The 20,642-nt window shown below is 47.7% G+C and carries 14 protein-coding genes; 10 read left to right on the top strand and 4 right to left on the bottom strand.

Going from position 1 to position 20,642, the window contains the following annotated elements; genetic code table 11:
- Nucleotides 1-48: 48 nt before the first annotated feature.
- On the bottom strand, nucleotides 49-636 hold the full coding sequence (locus JT717_RS11695; RefSeq protein WP_205510652.1) for a hypothetical protein: 588 nt from the start codon (nucleotides 634-636) through the stop codon (nucleotides 49-51).
- Between the two features lie 276 nt (nucleotides 637-912).
- The gene (locus JT717_RS11690) at nucleotides 913-1,608 is read right to left on the bottom strand and encodes a FadR/GntR family transcriptional regulator (RefSeq protein ID WP_205510651.1); all 696 of its coding nucleotides are present in this window, start codon (nucleotides 1,606-1,608) and stop codon (nucleotides 913-915) included.
- Nucleotides 1,609-1,995: 387 nt separating this feature from the next.
- On the opposite strand from JT717_RS11690, the gene JT717_RS11685 reads away from it, so the two are divergent.
- The 6 genes from JT717_RS11685 (at nucleotide 1,996) to JT717_RS11660 (ending at nucleotide 12,776) form a co-directional block, all read left to right on the top strand.
- A complete protein-coding gene (locus tag JT717_RS11685) occupies nucleotides 1,996-5,337 on the top strand; it encodes a SusC/RagA family TonB-linked outer membrane protein (protein WP_205510650.1) in 3,342 nt (1,113 codons plus the stop codon).
- Nucleotides 5,338-5,370: 33 nt separating this feature from the next.
- The gene (locus JT717_RS11680) at nucleotides 5,371-6,843 is read left to right on the top strand and encodes a RagB/SusD family nutrient uptake outer membrane protein (protein ID WP_205510649.1); all 1,473 of its coding nucleotides are present in this window, start codon (nucleotides 5,371-5,373) and stop codon (nucleotides 6,841-6,843) included.
- A 139-nt stretch (nucleotides 6,844-6,982) separates the two neighbouring features.
- Nucleotides 6,983-7,963: a dihydrodipicolinate synthase family protein gene (locus JT717_RS11675; protein ID WP_205510648.1), complete on the top strand. Its 981-nt coding sequence runs from the start codon at nucleotides 6,983-6,985 to the stop codon at nucleotides 7,961-7,963.
- A 4-nt stretch (nucleotides 7,964-7,967) separates the two neighbouring features.
- On the top strand, nucleotides 7,968-9,131 hold the full coding sequence (locus JT717_RS11670; RefSeq protein WP_205510647.1) for a sialidase family protein: 1,164 nt from the start codon (nucleotides 7,968-7,970) through the stop codon (nucleotides 9,129-9,131).
- Between the two features lie 18 nt (nucleotides 9,132-9,149).
- Nucleotides 9,150-10,094, top strand: coding sequence for a dihydrodipicolinate synthase family protein (locus JT717_RS11665; RefSeq protein WP_205510646.1), 945 nt, complete (start codon nucleotides 9,150-9,152; stop codon nucleotides 10,092-10,094).
- A 105-nt stretch (nucleotides 10,095-10,199) separates the two neighbouring features.
- Complete coding sequence (locus JT717_RS11660; protein ID WP_205510645.1) at nucleotides 10,200-12,776, top strand: sodium:solute symporter family protein; 2,577 nt, start codon at nucleotides 10,200-10,202, stop codon at nucleotides 12,774-12,776.
- Nucleotides 12,777-12,919: 143 nt separating this feature from the next.
- Here the strand turns inward: JT717_RS11660 and JT717_RS11655 are convergent, their stop codons facing one another.
- On the bottom strand, nucleotides 12,920-13,102 hold the full coding sequence (locus JT717_RS11655; RefSeq protein ID WP_205510644.1) for a hypothetical protein: 183 nt from the start codon (nucleotides 13,100-13,102) through the stop codon (nucleotides 12,920-12,922).
- A 41-nt stretch (nucleotides 13,103-13,143) separates the two neighbouring features.
- Here JT717_RS11655 and JT717_RS11650 point away from each other — a divergent pair, with 41 nt between their 5' ends.
- Entirely contained in the window at nucleotides 13,144-13,467 is a 324-nt protein-coding gene (locus JT717_RS11650) for a hypothetical protein (RefSeq protein ID WP_205510643.1), read from the top strand.
- A gap of 241 nt (nucleotides 13,468-13,708) precedes the next feature.
- Here the strand turns inward: JT717_RS11650 and JT717_RS11645 are convergent, their stop codons facing one another.
- Complete coding sequence (locus JT717_RS11645; protein ID WP_205510642.1) at nucleotides 13,709-14,542, bottom strand: hypothetical protein; 834 nt, start codon at nucleotides 14,540-14,542, stop codon at nucleotides 13,709-13,711.
- Nucleotides 14,543-14,663: 121 nt separating this feature from the next.
- Here JT717_RS11645 and JT717_RS11640 point away from each other — a divergent pair, with 121 nt between their 5' ends.
- From JT717_RS11640 to JT717_RS11630, 3 genes are read left to right on the top strand one after another with little or no spacing between them, the layout of a single operon-like run.
- Complete coding sequence (locus tag JT717_RS11640) at nucleotides 14,664-15,824, top strand: DUF3667 domain-containing protein (RefSeq protein WP_205510641.1); 1,161 nt, start codon at nucleotides 14,664-14,666, stop codon at nucleotides 15,822-15,824.
- Nucleotides 15,825-15,839: 15 nt separating this feature from the next.
- Nucleotides 15,840-16,625 carry a nucleoside triphosphate pyrophosphohydrolase gene (gene mazG, locus JT717_RS11635; protein ID WP_205510640.1) on the top strand — a complete coding sequence of 262 codons (786 nt, stop codon included), beginning with the start codon at nucleotides 15,840-15,842 and terminating at the stop codon, nucleotides 16,623-16,625.
- On the top strand, nucleotides 16,622-20,464 hold the full coding sequence (locus JT717_RS11630) for a sensor histidine kinase (protein ID WP_205510639.1): 3,843 nt from the start codon (nucleotides 16,622-16,624) through the stop codon (nucleotides 20,462-20,464). The genes mazG and JT717_RS11630 overlap by 4 nt, the downstream gene beginning before the upstream one ends.
- Nucleotides 20,465-20,642 lie beyond the last annotated feature (178 nt).

Genomic DNA, 20,642 nt, shown 5'->3' with positions numbered 1-20,642 from the left:
TTTCGCTACAGGTTGCCGCCTTATGCGGAAACCTGTAGCGATCAGTGGTTATTTAACATTACTATAGGAAATGTCCTTAAAGAAAGTTACTAATCCTTCCATGGTAACCTGCACAACGATCGTCTTGTCGTTATTCGAAAGTTCTACAAAGTAATTGTCCGCGCCGTCGAAGGCATTGCCATATAACATCATATCGGTGGCATTATATTCATTGTCATCGAACAGGATAACAAACTGTGGTATAAAATTTCTGTAGCGCTTGGCTATTTCCTTTTGTGCATTAGCGGGAAGATCGGTATAGTCGGCGGTGGTTGTGGTGCCGATCAATGCATGATCATAGTCATAAAAAGCTTTCATGTCCTTTCCGTTCAGGGTAAAAGCCGCTTCTTCATAACCGATCCGTTTCCATTGTACATGCGCGGCATTGGGAAAATCGGTGAAGAAATGTTGTTCGGTGCTATAGCTGGGCGTGCTGCCTGCTTTTTCTCTCTTGATGGCGCGGTTCTCTTCCCTTTGTTCTTTGTGTAATTTATGGGATACAGGAAAAATTGGATCATTCAAGGTCAGGATCTCCTGTGAAAACGCCGATATAGCCGTAAATAATAACATACTGCCGATAATAATTACATGTTTCATACTTCTGTTTTTTAGCGTTCATGTTGTTTTTGCAACTCTATGACGATAGAAAGGCAGGATGGTTGTGGCGAAATGGTTCGATTAACAGCGGGTTAACCAAGAGCACAACTGGCAATTGACAATCAGCAACAGGCAATTGCTCTTGCTTAGCGGGGAGCAATGGGCAATAATCAGGCCGTTTATGTGCAGGAAACCATAAACGGTAAACCAAAAACCATAAACTCTTTTTAAATGAACGCAGATCTTCAATCACAGGAACAACAGTGTATTGAAAACCTATAAATGATCGAGGTGTGGCATCAAATGTTTACGCATTGCATTCGGATATGCTTCGGCATTGTTGCTATATAATATTTTAACCAGGTCGGCATGGGTTACCGATCCTACGGAAGTATGATCCAGCTTGGATTCGTATTCCACTACATATTCGAAAACCGGCATTAGAATATCCTGGAAACGCTTCAGGGTGTCATTACCGGCCATTTCATATAAGGTAGAGTGAAAATCAACTTCGCAGCGGATGCGTTCAATTTGTGTGGTGGCTTTGTGCTCGCGTTCTACAATGGCATCGAGCTTCTTCAGATGCTCATCCGATTTCCGGCGGAATAAAAGATCACCAAGGCCTACTTCCAGTACGAGCCGCAGCTCGAACAATTGTTTTCGAACATTTTCATCGAGAATGGTAGGGTGGATGATCAGTTCCAAACCTTTCATAACATCTGGTTGGGTGAGTATCATGCCTCTTTTCTTGCGCGACTCGATCATTCCCAGCATCCGCAGGCGGCTGAGGGCTTCGCGCACAACATTCCGGCTTACGCCCAGCGCCTGTGCGATCTCAGTTTCCTTGGGAATAGGGTCTCCTGGTTTAATGGAACGTTTTATGATGTACTCGCGCAGGTGGTTCTCCACCTGATCGGCCATCGTGGTATAGGCGATCGGCTTAAGCTTAAAAAGATCTTTGTCAATACTCATAATCTCAAAAGTAATAAAAAGTTAGTTCAATATGTAAGACTTAATGGAAATTAGGTATTTAGCGGCGCCGAACGGTCCCTGCGGGTTAGTCAATCGATTGCGTGAACCGGTAGTCCCCTGATCGTTCATGGCGGTTTCTGCCCTTGTTCGAAAAAGCGGCATTCCTGTGTATTTAATTATTTAAAGTATTGAAAAACTGCATTCTATACAGTGATGGCAGAGGAAGTCCAGTTACTTTTCCAGGCAGCGGCGCAATGCGGGGAACAGGTTACAAAAATATCAGGCCCAAATTCACGGGCAAAAATATTTGGAAGAAATAAGGATAGTTCTATATTTGTATTATGTAGAACATAACTACGTATTGCAAAACTAACGACAAAGCCATTTATGAAAAAGATCCTCTCCTGGCTATTCACTGGTTGCTGGTTATTGATAAGTGCGATGGGCTTCGGGCAAACCAATCCCGTTGTTACAGGTACCGTTACCACCACCTCCACAGCCGAAAAGCTTTCAAATGTAACTGTTACAGTTAAAGGAACGAACAAGGCCGCTGTTACGGGTAACAACGGTCAGTTTCAGCTCAGGGTAAATTCATTGAATGATACCCTCGTATTTTCATACATAGGCACCCAGCCAAAAGAAGTGGCTATCAACGGCCAGCAGGTGGTGAATGTATCACTCGACGCTGAAGCCACTTCGCTTACTGATGTAGTGGTGGTTGGGTACATGACACAAACCCGTAATAAAACGGCCGCCGCTGTATCGAAGCTGGCTGCCGAAGAAATGGTTAATACCCCAAACCCGAACCCGGTGCAGGCCATCCAGGGAAAACTGGCCGGAGTTTCGGTACCTATTGTAAATGGACAACCGGGTTCAGGGGCCAATAATATCCTTATTCGCGGCGGCACCAAACTGAATGCCTATGGCACCGGTTTGGGTACCAGAGAGGGCGATGCCAACAGTTCTGTCGATAATTCAAGTCCCTTGTTTGTGATCGACGGGGTGTTCAGGTCATCGATGAATGATGTGAATCCCGATGATATCGAATCATTACAGGTAATGAAAGACGCTGCATCTACTGCGGCCTATGGCGCCCGTGGCGCTAATGGCGTAATTGTCATTAAAACCCGGTCGGGCAAGTTTGGCGCAAAACCGGTTGTCACTTTCAATTATCGCCGCAACTGGGAAACACAAATGCGAGATTATGATTATTTAAGCGCAACAGAGTATCTCGCACTGGCGCGTACCACTGTCAAAAACACCAGCGATCCCCTCAATAAAGACAACCTTTTGAACCAGGGTGGATTCTCTGCCGGCACCAAGGTCTTTACGCAAAAAGGCGAATATAACAACTCCATTAATTTAACCGCATTATACGACAATATCGTGGCCGTAGAAGGGCAGGAGTATGTCGACAATCTGCTGGCGAAAGGCTGGCAGGTAATGGATGACCCTATCAATCCCGGTACCCGCTTGCTTTACGCAGATAATAATTACCAGGACCTCTTATGGAATACCGGCATCTCTGATAACTATAATGCCAGTGTGACCGGTGGCGGCGAGAATGCTAACTACAATGTGTCGCTGGGTTATGTTGACCAGGCAGGTATTTTGGTAGGAACCAACTACAAGCGATATAATGTACTGGGCAATTTTGGTTTCAAGGTTACCAAAAATTTCAAGCTCGATGCCCAGGTGAATTACCAGAATGTGATCCCGAACTATGTTGAATCGTATACCAATGACCTTGTGCGGGGTACCCGTATTACGCCCCTGATCCGTATCTTCCGCGATGATGGTACGCCTGCATTCGGGGAAGTACAAACCACCCGCAACCGTTTTCATACCCTGAAGTACGACGATGTACGCGTGAATACCGAACGTATTATTTCCCGTTTGGCTGGAGACCTTACCATACTGAAGGGGCTGCATTTCAGGCCATCGGTTTCCTATATCCTGGATGATAAACGCAACATGTTGTTCCGGAAATCATTCCCTGGTTTACCGCAGATGCCTACCAACCGCCAGAAGTATGAGAACACCAATAACATGCGCCAGTTGATGGTTGACCAGATCCTGCAGTACGACCGTTCTTTTGGCGATCATAATCTCAGCGTGCTGGCAGGTTTCAACTATACCCGGGAACAAAGGAACATTATAACGGTGGGCTCACAACGCGCTACCAATGATTACGTATATACCATTGAAGAACCTACCACCGCAATTGTGAACGGGCAAACGGTAACCAATGTGACCGATCTGAAAACGACCCTCGTAGAAAGGAGATCAGCCAGTTATTTTGGTCAGTTCAGTTATGACTACGATAATAAATACCTGCTAAGCGGTTCGCTGCGGTATGACGGCTTCTCTTATTTCGCGCCGGGAAACAAGTACGCAACCTTCCCCGCTTTATCAGTGGGCTGGAACCTGCATAATGAAGCATTCTGGCGCAGCAAATGGATCAACGCATTGAAGCTGCGGGCCAGCTGGGGTACAGCCGGTTTAAATGACCTGGACCTGGGCGATACCTATGGAAGTTATTTAGGTACCACCTATGCACAAGCGTCTGGCATCGTGCGCGATAACCTCGCCAATCCGCGGTTAAGATGGGAATCTACCCAAACCACCGACCTGGCTTTTGATGCCGCTTTCCTGCAAAACCGCATTACATTGACCGTTGATTTTTATAACAAGCTTACCAAAGACAGGATCGCGTCGAAACCATTGCCACTGGAAGGGCCATTCGCCAACATTACTTATAACAACGGAACATTAAGGAACAGGGGCGTTGAAGTGGAACTGTCCGCCACTGTTTTAAAATACAGGGAATTTACATGGAAAACCAATTTCTCTTTTGCACTGAACCGTACCGTAATTGTTGACCTGCCGGATAATGGCCGGGCCAAGAACCGCCAGAATGGTGGCACGGTATACGATCCGGGTTCAAAGACCGAAGTGGAAGTAGGCGGTTTTGCTGAAGGTGAACGGCCCTACAGTTTATATGCCTTTAAAGTAGAAGGCATTTTCTCAACAGATGCAGAAGCAGCTGCCTGGGGTAAAAAAGACCTGATGGCTTCGCCTGCGGGGCAGGCCCTGGGTAAAAGGGCCGGTGATTATATCTGGGCCGATCTGAATGAAGATAATGTCATCGATAGCCGCGACATGGTGTTCATGGGTTTCCGGGCGCCCGATAAGATCGGTGGTATGCAAAATACCTTTACCTATAAAAACTTTACATTACGGTTCGCCATGGACTATGCCCTGGGGCATGTGATCAGCAATGGCGCACTGGCCAGGTCGTTAGGGCAGGGCCGGGCATTTAATGAAGGCGCACCCGCAGAAGCGCTGGGCGATGACATCTGGAAACAGCCCGGTGATGTAGGCAAGAAATACGCCCGCTTTTCTTTTGCCGATTTTGATTTTGGTCAGCGCAATTACATTCGCCAGGTTACCGCCGTTGGAACCAATAACTCTTATGGGGTCGACGTAAGCACCATGTTTGAAAAAGGCGATTTCCTGGCCTTCCGTGAAATATACCTGGGTTATGAGTTACCAAGAGAGCTCGTGAAGAAAGCACGTATTGCCGGTGTGAATGTATTCGGCAGCATTTATAATATCGGTTATCTTACCCGGTATGAAGGTGTGAATCCGGAAACCTACAGCGGCTTCGATGCCATCGGTTACCCGCGCCCCCGTCAGTTTTCCTTAGGCGCCACCGTGAGGTTCTGATAAACTTATTCATAACGATTGTAATTACAACATATGAACAGATTATTTCTTTTAATTACAGCTTGCTGTTTGCTGTTGATAGGCACTGGTTGCGAGAAATTGCTCGAAGCAAAAACAGATTCGAATATTACCGATGCCGACTATTTTCAAAATGAAAGTGATTTTGAGCCCTACGTGGTCGGAATATATATGTACCTGCGGGGATCGGCCCGAACCGGTCCACAGAACATCACCGGTATAGCTAATAATATTACCTATGGAACGGAGCGCAGCGAGGAACTGATCTCTGCGCTGAACTCGCGTTTCACGCAGGCGTGGACGCACAATATAACCCCTACTACCGGCGCCTTCGATTACACCAACTGGTACAAGGCCATTGGCAACTGTAACCTGTTACTGGCCAGGATCGGGAACTTTAACTTTACCAATGAAAATGCGAAGAAAAAAGTGATGGCAGAAGCCTATACTTTGCGGGCTTACATTTATTTCAGCCTCATCCGCATTATCGGCGACACGCCGTTAATGCTTGAAGCCATCACTGATGAACATGTGCCTCAATTGCCCCGGTCGAAAGCACCCGATGTAATGAAGCAGATCATAGCCGACCTCGATCAGGCAATAAGCCTTTTCCCTGAGAAAACGATCTCCAGTAAATACCGTTTCTCCTACGTGGCAGCGCAGGCATTGAAAGCAGATGCCAAATTGTGGAGCGCCAAAGTGCTGGGCGGCGGCGCCGGTGATTTCAACGATGTTATTGCTGCAGTGATCGAGGTAGAAAAAACAGCTGGTCTTGCCCTGCGCACAGAGTTTAAAGAAGTAACTACTTCACGCGCCAACAGCGAGATCATCATCGCTGCCTATTTTAACCGCGATGAGAGCTTTAACAATTACGCCATCAATGCCCTGCCTTACGAAGCAGGTATTGCCGGCGCCACGAACAAGGATAGCCTCCCTTATTGCATCACTACAGCCAACGGCCAGGGCGCTTACCAGATCAGTGCAAAATCAAAAGCCCTGTTCGCGGTGAATGACAAACGCATTCCGTTTACCTGGATCACCGAAAGGCAGGGTACTACTCCCAAAATTTCCTGGATCACCAAATTGCCCGGTAATAAATATGCTGATGACCGGGTGCCCGATAATGATGTCATCCTCTACCGCCTCGCGGAAGTATACCTGATGGCGGCGGAAGCCTACGCCGGTATCGACAATACCACCAAGGCCATTGAATACCTGAACAAGACCCGTACCCGGGCAGGCATCGGTAATTATACCGGCGGTGCCGACAGACCTAGTGTCGAAAAAGAGATCCTGGATGAGCGTGGCCGTGAATTATTCTTTGAGAACAAGCGCTGGTATGACCTGGTGCGTTTCCATAAAGGCGGAACCATCAATGTATACACCTATGTACCCAACCTGGTTGGAAAGACCACGCCCCTGTACTGGCCGCTGGCTGCCAACGTATTGGCGAATAACGGCGAATTGCGTCAAACGGATGGCTATTAGTTAACAGGCAAAGACCTGTAAGCTGCATTATCAGGGGCTTGCCCTTCAGCGTGAGCATCCGCAACTGACGGTCGCACGACGCCCGGGTAACAATAAAGAATTTGAATATTAAACTTATTTCCCCCTTCAGGGGTATACAATGAAACCACTACAGGCAGCAGATATAAGAGGTAACTGGGCCACTTTGTTATTACCGATTAATGACGATGACAGTATTAATTACAATAAGCTGTCGGAAGAAATAGATTTCTTGATCCGCATGCGGGTGGATGGCATCTATTCAAACGGCACGGCGGGCGAGTTCTATAATCAAACCGAGGAGGAGTTCGATACCGTCAGTAATATCCTGGCCGATAAATGTAAAAACGCCGGATTGCCTTTTCAGATCGGCGCCTGTCATACCAGTCCGGTGATGGCGCGCGAGCGCGTAAAGCGGGCAGCAGCCCTGCAGCCCGGCGCCATCCAGGTGATCCTGCCCGATTGGTCGGCCCCGGCGATGCGGGAAGTGATTTACTATCTGCAGGTATTAACCGAAATAGCAGCACCTGTTGGTTTGGTGCTCTACAATCCGCCCCATGCCAAAAAGAGATTGACGCCTGAAGAATTTTACCAGCTGAAAGAAGCCGGCATCAACCTGGTAGGTTGTAAGACCGTAGGTGGAGATGCGGCCTGGTATACAGCCATGAAAAAATGGGCGCCCGAAATTTCGATCTTTGTTCCCGGCCACCACCTGGCAACGGGGATCAGTTTAGGCGCTCATGGCGCTTATTCAAATGTCGCCTGTTTGCATCCCGCGGCAGCGCAACAATGGTATGAACTGATGTTGACCGATCTGCCGCGGGCATTGAACATTGAGAAATGGATCCAATTGTTCATGAGCCAGTACATTCAACCTTTTATCAGTATCCACGGCTATAGCAACCAGGCGGCGGATAAATTACTCGCAGCTATCGGCGGCTGGTCGCATGTAGGTACCCGTTTACGCTGGCCCTACAAAGGCATCGATGAAGGCGAAGTAACCAAACTGCAGGCGATAGCACATGAAATGATGTCGGAGTTTTTCCTGCTGCATGCAGAAGCACCCGCCCTCCAGGAGATAAATAAAAAACAGACAGATTAACGCCATGAAAATAGTAAGATTTTTCCTGTTCATTGGTTTTATTACACTCATAAGTGGAAGCACTCCCGTTTGTGCCCAAACGAAACCCGACACCCTTTCGCTCTTCGTTTCAGGTACAGACGGCTATAAAAGCTATAGGATCCCGGCGATTGTAACTACCACCAAAGGCACTTTGTTGGCTTTCTGCGAAGGCAGGAAGAACAACGCCGCCGATGCCGGTGATATTGACATGTTAGTAAAACGCTCAACAGACGGTGGTCGTACCTGGAGTAAACAGCAGGTGATCTGGGACGACAGTACCAATACCTGTGGTAATCCCTGTCCGGTAGTAGATGAAGAAACAGGTACTATTTGTTTGATCATGTGTCATAACCTGGGCGATGACAAAGAAGAAGCCATCAATAAAAAGCTAAGCCGCAGTACGCGCACCGTGTGGATCAGCAGGAGCAAGGATGATGGACTTAGCTGGTCGGCGCCGGAAAATATTACCGCTACTACCAAGAAAAAGGAATGGGGCTGGTATGCAACGGGTCCGGGCATTGGCATTCAAATAAAGAATGGTGCGCACAAAGGCCGGTTGGTAATACCCTGCGACTTTAGTTATGACGATTCAACCACTATTCCAGCACAGGGACATTTGTCAATGGGCTCGCATAGTATCTACAGTGACGATCATGGCGCTACCTGGCAATTAGGTGGCACCATTACGCCCAAGATGAACGAGTGCCAGGTGGTGGAAGTGGCAGATGGTAATGGCACCCTGCTCATGAACATGCGCTCTTATTTTCAACGCAATTGCCGCGCCCATGCCATTAGTTATGATGGTGGCATTAGCTGGACGGGCCCCGTTGATGTACCAGAGCTGATGGAACCGGTTTGCCAGGCCAGTATTATTCGCTATGCCTGGCCAACGAAAAAAACGAAAAGTACAATGCTGTTCCTGAACCCTGCTTCCGCCAAACGGATCAACATGACCATCAGGGCCAGTTATGATGAAGGAAAGACCTGGCCGGTCATCCGCACTTTGCATGCAGGGCCTTCCGCTTATTCAAGTATGGCTGTTTCACCCGATGGAAGCATCATTTGTTTATACGAAGCAGGAAAGAACAGACCCTATGAGACCATTGTTTTTCAAAAACTGAATGCCAGGGAATTGTTGACCCAATAAATTTTTTAATACAATATAATGAGCACACACATGAGCCATCTTAATGGATTAATATCTGCACCCTTTACACCCATGCATCCTGATGGAACGATCAATTTCAGTAAGATACCCGATGTAGTGAACCTGTTAATTGATAATAAGGTAAAAGGCATGTTTGTTTGCGGCAGCACTGGCGAAGGACCGTCCCTGACCACGGAAGAAAGAAAACAATTGGCAGCCGCATTTGTGAAAGCAGCCAATAAAAGATTGCTGGTGTTTGTGCACGTGGGGCATAACAGTATTACCGAAGCCCGGCAACTGGCAGCCCATGCACAGGAGATCGGCGCTGACTATATTTCCGCAACGCCATCAACCTATTTTAAGGTAGATTCCATCGATCTGCTGGTAGCCTGCCTGCAGGAAATCGCTAAAGGCGCACCCGCTTTACCGTTATATTATTACAATATTCCGGCGCTCACCGGTATCAGTCTCGACATGGTAAAACTGCTGGAAAAAGCAGGGGAGGCCATTCCTTCTTTTGCCGGGATCAAATATACGGCACCGCTGATCCACGATTACCAGGCATGTGTTAACTTCAGCAATAATAAATACGATATATTATACGGCACCGACGAAATGCTTTTAGGCGCGCTGGCTACCGGCGCCAAAGGATTCATCGGCAGCACCTATAATTTCATTGCGCCATTGTACAATGCGCTCATGGAAGAATTCAAGCGGGGTAATCTGAAAGAGGCCCAGCGCCTGCAATATATTTCTGTAGAAATGGTGCGGGTGATCGTAAAGTATGGCGGTTTGCGGGCGCAAAAAGCGATGATGAAACTGATCGGCTGTGACTGTGGCAACGTGCGTTTTCCGCTGAATCCGTTTAAAGAACATGAATACAGGTTACTCGAAGCTGACCTGAAAAGTATCGGTTTCTTTGATTGGGTATGTAAGCCGAAAGCGGCAAGTGTAGTGTCTTAAGGGAATCGATTTGAATAATAGTGATGAACAGGCGTGAAACGCTGAATGGCTGGTGGTAAATAGCTAGTCACTTACCATTTACTACCAGCCATAATGTAATGCAATATGAAAAAAAGCTTCTTCCATATAATTTTTCTCCTTGTAAGTTTAACCAGCTTCGGAAAGGATTCCACCAAAACCTACCTGCAATGGAGCCAGTTACCTGCTATCCCTGACCAAACGGGCCTGGCCGGATCTTTTGCCGGCGTATCGAACGGCGCCTTACTGGTAGCAGGCGGTTCCAATTTCGGCGCTGGCGCCCCCTGGAATGGCGGCGTTAAAACCTGGTACGACAATATATATGTGCTGGAACAGCCGGATGGCAACTGGAAACAGGTGGGTAAATTACCGCATCCGCTTGCATATGGCGTATCCTGTACTTTTCAGGATGGGGTGATTTTTGCCGGCGGCAGTGATGCCCAAAAACATTATAGCGAGGTGTTTTTGCTGCGTTACAAAAATGGCCGTATTGAAACCGAGAACCTGCCCGCTTTACCCGCGCCTTTGGCGAATGCATGTGGTCTTATCATTGGAACCAAATTCTATATTGCCGGTGGTATAACATCGCCAACGGCTACGCAGGCGGAAAAAAATTTCTGGGTAATGGACCTGGCGGCGCCTGCTGCCCAACGCAAATGGACCATATTGGAAAGCTGGCCCGGACCAGCCAGGATGCTGGCAGTGGCCGGTACCCAGGAAGGCGCTTTCTACTTGATCAGCGGCGTGTCTATTTCAAAACAGGCAGGTGACAGCAGCGTTCGCCGCAGTTTCTTAAAAGATGCTTACAAATACATACCCGGTAACGGCTGGAGCCGCATTGCAGATTGTCCGCAATCTGTAGCGGCAGCACCTTCACCAGCCTTCACTACCGGGCAAACACACTTGTTATTATTTGGTGGTGATAATGGAAATTATTTCGACCAGAATGCGACCCTGAAAGAAAAACATCCGGGCTTTTCGCGGGAAGTAGTAATGTATAATTCATTAACCGATAGCTGGAGCACCATCGGCCAGGTAATTACCGATAAAAAAGCAGATGCCGCCAGTAATCCCCTGGCCAGTACCTGGGCGCCGGTAACCACCACGGCCGTTGTCTGGAATGGCAATCTCGTGCTGCCAGGCGGCGAAGTACGCCCAGGCACCCGCACCAACCGCGTCTTAATGGCCACACCGGTGCAGCCGCCCGGGGGGTTCCGCCTGTTAGACTGGACGATCGTGGGCATTTATTTTCTGCTGGTCATTGCCATTAGTGTTATTGTGTCACGCAATATGCAGCGAACCACCAGTGGCTTCTTTCTTGGCGGCGGAAAAATTCCCTGGTGGGCAGCCGGCTTAAGCATCTTCGGTTCCAAACTCAGTGCGCTTACCTTTATTGCCATTCCGGCCAAAGCCTATGCTACCGATTGGGTTTATTTGCTGAACAATGTAATGATCGTAGTGGTGGCGCCCATCGTAGTATATTTCTATCTGCCTTATTTCCGCAAACTAAAGCTCACCAGCGTATACGAATACCTGAACATCCGCTTCAACCGCCAGGTAAAATGGCTGGGCAGTTTAACTTTTGTTCTCTTCCAGGTAAGCCGCCTGGGCATTGTCATCTATTTGCCTGCCCTGGTGCTGAGTGCAGTGACCGGTATCAATATTTTCATCTGTATTATCGGCACCAGCCTCATCACTACGGCGTACAGTGTATCGGGCGGTATTGAAGCCGTGGTGTGGACCGAAGTAATGCAGGTTGGTGTATTGCTGGGTGGCGCACTGGCTACCTTGTTCTTTATCGCCGGCTCGCTGAATGGCGGGTTCGGACAATTATTCACCGAGGCCATGGACCACGACAAATTCCGCTTAGCCATTACCGACTGGACCATCACCGAGCCGGTATTGTGGGTGGTTTTTGTGGGTGGTTTTCTAACGCAGCTGGTTACTTATTCTTCAGACCAGGTGGTGGTGCAACGTTATCTTACCACATCTACCGAAAAAGAAGCAAAAAAATCGATCTATACCAATGCCATCCTGGTAATACCCGCTTCCCTCATCTTTTTCAGCGTGGGAACCGCGTTATGGGTGTATTACCGGCATCATCCCGCCGCATTGAACCCGCATGGCCGTACTGATGATGTTTTTCCCTGGTATATCAGTAATCAATTGCCTACGGGCCTGGCCGGACTGGTGATCGCTGGTTTGTTCGCAGCCACCATGTCGACCATCAGCAGCAGCATGAATTCCATTGCTACGGTGATCACCACCGATTTTTACCAGAGTGCACGCCCAGCGAGCACCGATAAACAGCGATTTGTATTTGCCCGCTGGACAACGGTAATCCTCGGTGCTTTGGGATGTTTGATTGCCGTGTACATGGTGTACCTGCGCAATGCCTCCATCTGGGATCAGTATATCAAGATCATCGGTTTATTCGGTGGCTGTTTGGCAGGTATGTTTGTGGCCGGAATCTTCTTTCCGCGCGTGCATAGCGCCGGAATTATTACCGGCTTTATTGTCAGCGCCATCAGTTTGTATTTCATTCAGGCCGCAGGGGTCATCAATTTCTTCCTGTATCCGGCCGCAGCTGTGCTTATTTGTGTGTTGGTGGCCTATATCACCAGCCTTGTCTGGCCGAAGAAGTCAGTGAGCAATGCGCATTAAATGCGATGGAAGTGTTTTAGATTACAGGTTGCAGGGATGCAATGGGCAATGGTCAATGGTCAATGGGCAATGGGCAATGGTCAATGGTCAATGGTCAATGGTCAATGGGCAATGGTCAATGGTCAATGGTCAATGGGCAATGGTCAATGGTCAATTGGCCACTCGGCCACTCGGTAACTGGTAACTGGTAACTGGTAACTGGTAACCGGCAACTGGTAACCGGTAACCGGCAACTGGTAACCGGTAACCGGCGAACCGGCAACCGGCAACTGGTAACCGGTAACCGGCGAACCGGCAACCGGCAACTGGTAACCGGTAACCGGCAACTGGTAACCATTTTGTAACTTGTGCCCCTCAACGCAATACGATGCAGCATTCCCCGGATTATTCCCATATCGACAGCTACGAGAAAGCCGAGCAATTATATGCCCGTAAGGAGCTGGTGAAACTACATTTAATGCCATTGGACTGGGGCGGACAGGATCTTGCTATGAACATCATCTATGTACCCGGATTTGTGGTGGAAGAGAAAGCGCGTATTGATGGTATCATTGAAGAGCTGCTGGCGGCCGGCCATAACCTGAGCTATTCCGCTTCTCCCGAATATAAAGGCAATAGCTTCATTGCCAGTAAGCTGGTTATAAAGGTTTCCGGCGACCGTCAAATGGAAGCCGCTATCGAGATCTGGTAACAGGCGGATAGAGCGTTGAAATACTGCTTAAACCGAATAATATTGAAATCAAAAATGGGCAATCTGCATTAGCAAATTGCCCATTGAATTTCATTATCACAACTTGTCCGGCCTTCAGTGGCTATTATGACATCCCGCCATTTGCCTGTATTATCACATCATCGCATTGTATTCATTGTATTTCATTATCACATTATCAAATTATCACATTATCACATTAGCAAATCAGCAAATCAGCACATCATCTATAGCTGTATTCAATCTTCCCGATCAACATCTTATTCTTCCCGTAACACTCATCCCGCTGCTTCAATCCTTTTTCATCGTATTTGTACATCCATTTCTGGTAATCAGCGCCGCCGGCAGTAGTTACCAGCATCATCGCAATGCGGCCGGCATCATCATATTCGAAAATATAATCAGGTAACAGCCTTTTTGCGCGGTTATTATACCTTACCACATCGGTTAAACGGCCTTTGTCGTCGTGATAATAATAGATCACCGGTTGTTCAACACCGCCATGTACGCTTCTTTCTTCCGCCACGTTCTGTTTTTCATCCAGTTTAAAAGTCACGACGGTGGTGTCTGTGCTGTTCTTTATTTTCAGCATCTTTTCCGGTTTACCGGCCTGGTTATAGAACCACAGGTGTTGTTCCCTGGTGGTATAACCACCTGGTGAAAAAGACGTATTGGTAATACTGGTAATAAGATTATTGGCGTCGTATGCGTATTGAATGATCACCTTGTTGCCGTCGGTGGTATCGATGCTTTGCGTCAGCTGTCCCTTCTCGTTAAAATAATGCGTGATCTCATCTTTGCCACTGAGGCTGGTAGCGGTTTCGGTAGTAATGGTAGCATAGTTAGCTGCCACCGCCTGGGAACCGCCAAAACCCTCGATGGGCTGGTTGTTGTTATCAAAGCTGGTCATTCTAACTGATCTTACTTTGTTGGCCTGGTATACTGCCCTTTTTTTAACAATTTCGTTACTCATCACCAGGTCATTATAGTAATGTTGACTGTATGCGGTATGAGCAATAAAACTAATAAGAAGAGATAACCCCAAGATTCTGGTCATATTATAAACAGCTTATTTTTTTAGCGCTTTAGTAACGAAGAATTTGGTCCAATAATACAACGTAACTGTGAATTTTTCTGTAAAATAGCCTGTTTCCTTATTTTTAGTTAAAATTTCTGCTTTGTCACATAGTAAAGAGCGACATGAGAAGATCTGCCTGAATTGTAATACTGCCCTGCATGGAAGATATTGTCATAATTGCGGGCAGGAAAATGTTGAGCCAAAAGAAACTGTCTGGGGCCTGATCACCCACTTTTTTTATGACATCACCCATTACGACGGCAAATTTTTCAGCACTACCAGGTACTTGATAACCCGCCCGGGATTTCTGCCAAAAGAATACATTGAAGGCCGCCGTGCCCGTTACCTGCATCCCATCAGGATGTATGTATTTTCTTCGGCTGTATTCTTTATCATCTTTTATTCCATCTTCAGCTTTAATATGCTTGACCGGCAACGGCAGAAAAAAGAAGTGGAAGACGCGGAAGTCACGAAAAACAGTCTTGATTCGGCCAAATTACAGGCATTGTCGCATGCAAAGGATGAAAACGATTCTGCTGTGATCGAGAATGCCTTTGGCATTGCGGTGCAACCTTACCTGTCAACGCTGCAGGCAGATACCGCCGGAACAACCGATGAGTGGAAGGAGAAAATGAAAAGAAAAGAACAGAAAAGAGCTGAGCGGGCAAAGAAAAGGAAGGCGCGGTACGAGTTCAATATTGTTAATCCCGATCAGAAATATAGCAGCGTTGCCCAGTATGATTCTGCACAGAAGGCGTTGCCGGCTAAAGAGCGGGACAGTTGGCTGGAACGGAAAGCGAAACACCGGGAAATAGAAGTGCAAACGCGGTATAATGGCAACAGGGACGCCATGCTGAAAGATCTGTTGCAGAAATTCACGCATTTATTTCCGTATATGCTATTCGTTTCATTGCCACTCTATGCCTTTTACCTGAAATTGTTGTACATCAGGCGCAAGCAGTTCCTGTATGTAACACACGGCATATTTTTAATATATCTGTATATCTTTACCTTCATTGACCTGTTGATATACTTTGGTATTATGAAAGTGCGGGAGTCGTTGAACTGGGACTGGCTGGGCTGGCTCGAAGCGGCAGTATTGTTATATGGAGTATGGTATGCCTACAAAGCCATGCGTAAGTTCTATGGGCAGGGCAGGGGAAAAACACTGCTCAAATTCTTTATACTGAATACATTCGCTTTCCTGTCGCTCCTTTTCCTGTTCACGGCATTCTTTTTATTTGCAGTGTTTAAATTTTAACAAATTGGTTGATATATGGCACAACAACAAGCGGTAGCGGATGCATTTATGCGCCTGGTAACAATTATGGATGACCTGCGCGAGAAGTGTCCCTGGGATAAGAAGCAAACGGTTCAAACCCTGCGGCCTTTGACAATTGAAGAAATGTATGAACTGGCCGATGCCATTACCGACAACGACTGGAAGGGCATTAAAGAAGAAATCGGCGACCTGCTGTTGCATATGGTTTTTTACGCCAAAATAGGCGCTGAACAACAACAGTTTACCCTGGCGGAAGCCATCCATGGCATTTGTGAAAAGCTCATTCACCGCCATCCGCATATTTATGGCGATATACAGGTAAAAGATGAAGAAGAAGTAAAGCAGAACTGGGAAAAATTAAAGTTAAAAGAAGGAAAGAAGTCCGTGCTCAGTGGAGTTCCGCTGTCGCTGCCGGCCGTGGTAAAAGCTACCCGCCTGCAGGAAAAAGCCCGCCAGGTAGGGTTTGAATGGGATAACCGCGACCAGGTTTGGGATAAGGTCGCCGAAGAGACCCGGGAACTGCATGAAGCGGTAGCCGCCAATGAACAGCACCGGATCGAAGAGGAGTTTGGCGACCTGCTGTTTTCACTGATCAATTATGCACGATTTTTGCAGATAGACGCAGAGAACGCCCTTGAAAAAACCAATAAGAAATTTATTTCGCGGTTCACCCGGATGGAACAACTGGCATTACAGCAGGGTAAAGCCCTGGCCGATATGACCCTGGCGGAAATGGATGCCATTTGGAACTCGATCAAAAAACAAAACCCCGATACTTGAAGCAATTGCAGCACAAATTATTAAACAGGCAGACATATACATTATTAGCCGCCATCAGCCTGTTTACACTTGCCTATTTTTTGAACAGGTATGTCACCGACGTTACTTCTCCCCGGTATTTTGCCCATCTTATTCAAAACAGGATACAGGAAAAGGAAAAAGACTTTCAGCATATCACCAGTGACACCGCCTTAATGGGTTCGCTGGTTGATCAAACCTATAGCGAAGCGACGCTGCAACGATTGCTCGATACGGAAAGGGGATATGGCCTGTACATCTACGACGAAACCGAAACAGAATATGACGCAAGGCCTGTGCTGCTTTTCTGGAATACGCAACTGATCCTGCCGGTAAAAAGAGCCCGGGAAGACAACGAGGCCAACCATATGGAGCGCTTGTCCAATGGGCTGTATGTATCGGAAGACAGTATGAACAGCCGCTGGGAACGTTTGTCGAACGGCTATTATGTGCATACGGCCAAGGTATTGTTGTTACGGAACGACCGCCGCCTGGTGGCAGAAGCGCTGATACCGGTGATGCGCAAGTGGCAGTATAATGTGGAAACCGAAAATCTTCAAAAGGAATTTTTGGGCGTGAAAGGCGCTACCCGGCAGGTTGATATTTCCAATACGGTGACCGATTTCCCGGTAAAAAGTTTGTCGGGGGACGTTTTGTTCTACCTGCAACAGAACACCATGCATGGCAAACCCAATAATATCTGGGTCATATCGGTCATGCTCGTTGGTTTTTTCCTGTTGTTTTTGTTCCTGCACCAACTGGCCGACTATGTGGGCCGCCTCTACGGTACCTGGTATGGCGTGGGTTTGCTCGCCGGTGTACTGGGCGCCCTGCGCCTGATCGTCTACGGCTTTCCCGACATCCTTGCCTTGCGCCAGTTTGAACTGTTTGACCCGGCCATCTATGGCTCCAGCTATGTATTGAGTTCACTGGGCGATCTCATGATCAATGCCCTCCTGTTTTGCTGGGTGGTCACTTTTATTAACCGGCGGATAAACGTTGCCTCCATACGCCCCTACCCGGAGCCCTGGAAGAACTGGCTGGTGCTGGGCGCTGCAGTGAGCGCCCTGGTGATCGTAACCTTTACGTTTGCGGCCATCCTGCAAACCATGGTGTCAGATGCCAAGATCTCGTTCAATGTTACCAACTTCTTCAGCCTCATTGCAACGCCCTACAGCTTCGTAGGTTTTGTGGTGCTGGCGACACTGGCGCTGAGTTATTTCTTCCTGTCGCAGATCTTACTCACCGCATCGGGAAAACTGGTTGGCGACCGTAATTATTTCATGTTCATTATAGCGGCCGGCATCGGCCTGGTGATACTCACCTTCACGGGCAACAACAGCATTGTTGAGTTGAACCTCTACGTACTGCTATGGCTGCTGGCTTTTATGTGGCTGATGCAGCAGCGCATTTTTGCCGGTCACAATTTAAGGTTGAATGTGTCAGGCGTATTATTCTGGCTGTTTGTGTTTTCCTTTTCGATGTCGGCCGTGATCGTTTTTGAGAATGGCAAAATTGAGCTGGAACAACGCAAACGTTTCGCCGAGAAACTGGCCTTACAGGCCGACCCCTCGAGTGAGCATATGCTGAGCGTTACCCTGGCATACCTCGATAGCAATTTTGTGGTGCAGAATATGGGCCGCTTCAGCAAACCGCAAACCAATGCCTACCTCAAAGACAGCATCGTTCAGAAAAGTATTGAACTGAATTACCGGTATAATTTACGCATCTTCACCTTCGACTCGGCAGATGCACCTTTATACAATGACCAGCAGGCGTCGTACGATACCCTGAACACCATCTTCCAGATCCAGGGTAAAAAAACAGCCATCCCCGGCATGCGCTATTTTGAGCAGTCCTTCGATAAGTTCTCTTACATCTTCAGGCGCGAAGCTTATAATAACAAACAAAAGCTGGGCACGCTTTTCATTCTGGCCGATCCGCGGCGCTCAAAGTATGAAGCGCTTACACCCGAATTGTTCCAGCAGACCAATGTAATGCTGCCCGAGCAGTATTCATCCGTGTATTCCTACGCCATTTACGACAGTACGCGAAACCTGATAAGGAATTATAATGATTACGCTTTTCCAACGCATTTGTCGCCCTACCTCATACCCCAGAACGAATTTGAACGGCGCCGCAATAATTCATTTGAAGAATTGTGGTACCGGCCTTCCTCCGACAAGGTGGTGATCATTGCCCGTAAAAGCAATACGTTCATCGAGGCCATTACCTTGTTCGCGTACCTGTTCAGCACCTTTTTATTCCTGCTGGCATTTTACCGGTTAAGTTCGGTCATTATCCGCAGCCGCTTCCACTGGTCAGAGTTGAAGCAGGTCTTTCAGTTAAATATCCGGTCGCAGATCCATAGCACCATCCTCATGGTGAGTTTGCTGTCCTTTGTGGTGATCGGTGTGGCCACGATCCTGTTCTTCATCAACCGGTACCAGCGTAATAACCAGGACCGGCTTACCCGTGCCATGGGCATCATGGTGAACCAGGTGCAGTCGCACATCAACCAGCACCATTCATTTTCTTATGATACGGTGTTTTACGAACCGGTGTTCAGCGAACAGATGGAAAGGCTGATCCAGGAAATATCCGAAGTGCATGGCATGGATGTAAACTTATACGACACCATCGGAGGTTTGCGGGTAACTTCGAACCCCGATATGAATATTTATATCAGCGGGGTATTAAGCAATAAAATGAATCCGCTGGCCTATTACCGCCTGTATCATTTACAGCAGGTACAAACCGTTACCAATGAACAGGTGGGGAAACTGGATTACCTGAGTATTTATGCCCCTATCCGCAACGAGCGGGGTCATGCCGTGGCATTCCTGAATATTCCTTCTTACAGCAGCCAGGGTGAATTGAAGCAGGAGATCTCGAACTTTGTGGTCACTGTGATCAACCTCATTGCTTTTATCTTCCTGGTGGCAGGTGGTATTGCCCTGATCATCACTAACCGGATTGCCCATTCATTTACCATTATCAGTCAGAAAATGCGTGAAGTGAACCTGCGCAAGGTGAACGAAGCCATCGATTGGAAACGGGATGATGAAATAGGCGTATTGGTGCGCGAGTACAACAAGATGGTGCAAAAGCTGGAAGAAAGTGCCGAAGCGCTGGCTAAAAGCGAACGCGAAGGCGCCTGGCGGCAAATGGCCCGGCAGGTAGCGCATGAGATCAAGAATCCGCTCACGCCCATGAAGCTGAGCATTCAATACCTGCAGAAAGCCATCGATAATAACCAGACCGATGTGAAAAAGCTAACAACCAATGTGGCGAAAACGCTGGTAGAACAGATCGATCACCTGTCGAAGATCGCTTCCGATTTTTCGCAGTTTGCGAATATTGGCAACCCGAAGAACGAGGTCTTCGACCTGCATGAAATGTTGCAATCCCTTGCTTCTTTATACAATACGGGCGGCAACCTCGATTTCAAATGGACGCCCGTGGGGCAACGGGTATTGTTATTTGCCGACCGCACCCAGTTGAACCGCCTGTTCACCAACCTGCTGCAGAATGCGGTAGAGGCCTGCGCCAACCGCGAGCACCGGATCATACGGATGAATGAACAATTGAATGGCGAATATATTACGGTAAGTGTAACCGATAACGGCGAGGGAATTCCTGAACAAACCCAGTCGCGCATTTTCACGCCTAATTTCACGACCAAAACATCAGGCACCGGTCTGGGCCTGGCGATGAGTAAAGGTATTGTTGAACAGGCAAAAGGAGAGATCTGGTTTGTGACCAAAGAAGGAGCAGGAACGACTTTCTATGTGAAAATACCGTTGTTGAGGGCAAATTAATGCTATGGTGGTTGATTGAGCTTCGTAGATGGCGTTTATGGTTTGTGGTTTATAGTTTGTTGTTGCTTCGCAGGTTCAGCATTTCTCATTAATCTTAGCATTATAAAATTCAAAAAATCGCGAGCTGCGAAACTGTTCGGACCGATGAAATTAAAAAACCATAAACCACAAACCACAA

This window comes from Longitalea arenae (assembly GCF_016924755.1).
Taxonomy (GTDB): domain Bacteria; phylum Bacteroidota; class Bacteroidia; order Chitinophagales; family Chitinophagaceae; genus Niastella; species Niastella arenae.
Note: the sequence above shows the minus strand (reverse complement) of the source record. Positions and strands in the feature narration are given on the sequence as shown.

Excerpts from the sequence above, each read along its gene's own strand:
- JT717_RS11675 (WP_205510648.1), top strand. The coding sequence starts at position 6,983 with ATGAAACCACTACAGGCAGCAGATATAAGAGGTAACTGGGCCACTTTG.
- JT717_RS11665 (WP_205510646.1), top strand. The coding sequence starts at position 9,150 with ATGAGCACACACATGAGCCATCTTAATGGATTAATATCTGCACCCTTT.
- JT717_RS11695 (WP_205510652.1), bottom strand. The coding sequence starts at position 636 with ATGAAACATGTAATTATTATCGGCAGTATGTTATTATTTACGGCTATA.
- JT717_RS11650 (WP_205510643.1), top strand. The coding sequence starts at position 13,144 with ATGCAGCATTCCCCGGATTATTCCCATATCGACAGCTACGAGAAAGCC.
- JT717_RS11670 (WP_205510647.1), top strand. The coding sequence starts at position 7,968 with ATGAAAATAGTAAGATTTTTCCTGTTCATTGGTTTTATTACACTCATA.
- mazG (WP_205510640.1), top strand. The coding sequence starts at position 15,840 with ATGGCACAACAACAAGCGGTAGCGGATGCATTTATGCGCCTGGTAACA.
- JT717_RS11685 (WP_205510650.1), top strand. The coding sequence starts at position 1,996 with ATGAAAAAGATCCTCTCCTGGCTATTCACTGGTTGCTGGTTATTGATA.
- JT717_RS11645 (WP_205510642.1), bottom strand. The coding sequence starts at position 14,542 with ATGACCAGAATCTTGGGGTTATCTCTTCTTATTAGTTTTATTGCTCAT.
- JT717_RS11690 (WP_205510651.1), bottom strand. The coding sequence starts at position 1,608 with ATGAGTATTGACAAAGATCTTTTTAAGCTTAAGCCGATCGCCTATACC.
- JT717_RS11660 (WP_205510645.1), top strand. The coding sequence starts at position 10,200 with ATGAAAAAAAGCTTCTTCCATATAATTTTTCTCCTTGTAAGTTTAACC.
- JT717_RS11680 (WP_205510649.1), top strand. The coding sequence starts at position 5,371 with ATGAACAGATTATTTCTTTTAATTACAGCTTGCTGTTTGCTGTTGATA.